The organism is Shewanella sp. SR44-4 (genome assembly GCF_014163715.1).
Lineage (GTDB): Bacteria > Pseudomonadota > Gammaproteobacteria > Enterobacterales > Shewanellaceae > Shewanella.
The window spans coordinates 1-1,641 of the sequence record NZ_JACJDU010000108.1 but is presented as its reverse complement, the minus strand read 5'-3'; the positions used below and the strand labels follow the sequence as shown (position 1 = coordinate 1,641).

Annotated in this window: 1 protein-coding gene; it reads left to right on the top strand. The window is 44.5% G+C overall.

All coding sequences use genetic code 11. The annotated features are described in order from the left end of the window. The first annotated feature begins 115 nt into the window (after positions 1-115). A complete protein-coding gene (gene tnpC / locus H5125_RS21575; RefSeq protein WP_182745476.1) occupies positions 116-1,618 on the top strand; it encodes an IS66 family transposase in 1,503 nt (500 codons plus the stop codon). Positions 1,619-1,641 lie beyond the last annotated feature (23 nt).

The window sequence follows — 1,641 nt, the reverse complement described above, 5'->3', positions numbered from 1 at the left end:
GTCGCAGGTAAGCAAGTGCTTTAATTATTCAAAAGATATGGCGATCGATTGATGATCATCAAAAGACGTTCAGTTAGCACTGGAAAGCCTTTTGTTATGCCTTAAAATAGGCTTCATGAAAAATGAACTCGCCCTTAAACAGCGCATTGCTGAGCTGGAAAAACTGCTCGAAAATGAGCGGCAATTATCTTTACAGAAAGATGCGCAAATCGCTGCGTTAGAAGAACGCTGGCGCCTGGCTCAACAAAAACAATTCGGCAAAAGTGCTGAAGGCTTTGTGGGGCAAGGCGAGTTATTCAATGAAGTGGAAGAGATTATTGAAGTCATTGAGGCAGAGCAACAATCCATTAGCTACACCCGTAAAAGGCCAGTGCGTAAGCCACTGCCAAAAGACTTACCCCGTGAGCAGGTTATTCACGATATCGAAGATAAAACCTGTAATTGTTGTGGCGGTGAGCTACATAAAATGGGTGAAGATAAGTCAGAAAAGCTTGAGTTTATTCCTGCTCAAATCAAAGTGATTGAGCACATTAGGCCTAAGTACGCCTGCCGCCACTGTGATAAATCCTCGATTCAAACACAGATAAAGCAAGCCTCAATGCCTGCCATGCCCATCAACAAAGGCATTGCAACGAGCAGTTTGCTCAGTCAGCTTATCACCAGTAAATACCAATATGGGTTACCGCTTTATCGCCAGGAAGCAATGTTCAAGCAATACGGTATTGAGCTCAGTCGCCAGACCATGAGCAGCTGGATAGACAAATCCGCCACACTCTTCGCGCCATTAGTTGAACGGCTAAAAACCGAGCTGTTAAAGCAACCCACGTTGTTTGCCGATGAAACGCCCTTAAAAGTGGTGAAATCCGATAAAGTGAACAGCTACATGTGGGTGTATTGTTCAGGTCGAGATTCACCAGACCCGAATAATCCTATCCCTAATATCGTGCTTTACGACTTCCACAATAGTCGCGCGGCCACGTGCGTGGTCAATTATCTTGATGGATATCAAGGGTATTTACACGTGGATGGTTATCAGGCCTATGCCAAAACAGAGGCAACCTTAATCGGCTGTTGGGCTCATGCTCGTCGTAAATTTATCGACGCGAAAAAGCTACAAGGGAAAAATAAAACCGGCAAAGCGGATGTGGTATTGAGCCTTATCCAAAAACTGTACGGCGTTGAGTCACGCGTTAAAGATAAAAGTGTGGATGATAAATACACGACAAGACAACAAGCCAGTGTGCCTATACTGGACAAGCTAAAAGCATGGCTTGAGCAGAATCAGCCAAATTTAGTGGGCAATACCAAACTGATTGAGGCGGCTAATTACCTGGCTAATCAATGGCACAAACTCATTCGTTATGTGGATGATGGACGACTCAGCATCGATAACAATAGAGCTGAACGTGCAGTAAAACCGTTTGTGATAGGCCGAAAGAATTGGTTATTTAGCCAAACGGCCAACGGTGCACATGCCAGTGCCACCCTTTACAGCATTGTGGAAACCGCCAAAATAAATGGTCTAATCCCATTTGATTACATCATGGTTTGCCTTGATGAACTGTGTAAACCAGCACCTGATATCGACAGCCTGTTACCATGGAATGTTAAAAAGTAGGTGTAGTTGCCTAGACGCTTACG